A 902-nucleotide genomic window follows, 5' to 3' on the forward strand; every position below is an offset into this window, starting at 1 on the left:
ATGCAAGTCGCACTAGCAACATTTTTCTTTGGTTTGCTAGCTACTAATACTGTATTTGCGGACATAACAGGTGGCCAATTTGTTGATAAGGATAATAGAAAATATTATGTAAAAGATGATCATAAAGCAATCTATTGGCATAAAATAGACGGTAAAACTTACTATTTTGGTGATAAAGGAGAAATGGTAGTTGGATGGCAATACTTAGAAATTCCTGGAACAGGTTATCGTGATAATTTATTAGATAACCAACCAGTTAATGAAATCGGACTCCAACAAAAATGGTATTATTTTAGCTCAGATGGTGCTTTGCTAGAACAAACAGATAAACAAGTACTAGAGGCAAAAACGTCTGAAAATACAGGAAAAGTATATGGTGAACAATATCCTCCATCTCCTGAAAAGAGAACTTATTATTTTGATAATAATTATGCTGTAAAGACAGGTTGGACTTATGAAGACGGTAATTGGTATTATTTAAATAAGCTAGGAATTTCTGGCGATGATTCTTACAATCCACTACCAATTGGTGAAGTTGCTAAGGGTTGGACTCAAGATTTCCATGTTACTTTTGGTATTGATAGAAGCAAACCTGCTCCGTGGTACTACTTAGATCCAACAACTGGCATCATGCAAACAGGTTGGCAACATCTTGGTAATAAATGGTACTATCTCCGTTCATCAGGAGCCATGGCAACTGGTTGGTATCAGGAAGGCTCAACTTGGTACTATTTAGATGCTGAAAATGGTGATATGAAAACGGGCTGGCAATACCTTGGGAACAAGTGGTACTACCTCCGTTCATCAGGATCTATGGCGACTGGCTGGTATCAGGAAGGCTCGACTTGGTATTATCTAAACGCAAGTAATGGCGATATGAAGACAGGCTGGTTCCAGGTTAA

General features: G+C 37.8%; 1 protein-coding gene. It reads left to right on the forward strand.

Annotated features, from left to right (window positions below):
* Window positions 1–902, forward strand: a 902-nt coding sequence (locus tag GMD6S_RS11495; RefSeq protein ID WP_001195516.1) for an N-acetylmuramoyl-L-alanine amidase family protein, incomplete at both ends; no start/stop codon positions are given.

The sequence above is a fragment of the Streptococcus sp. GMD6S genome (genome assembly GCF_000297015.1).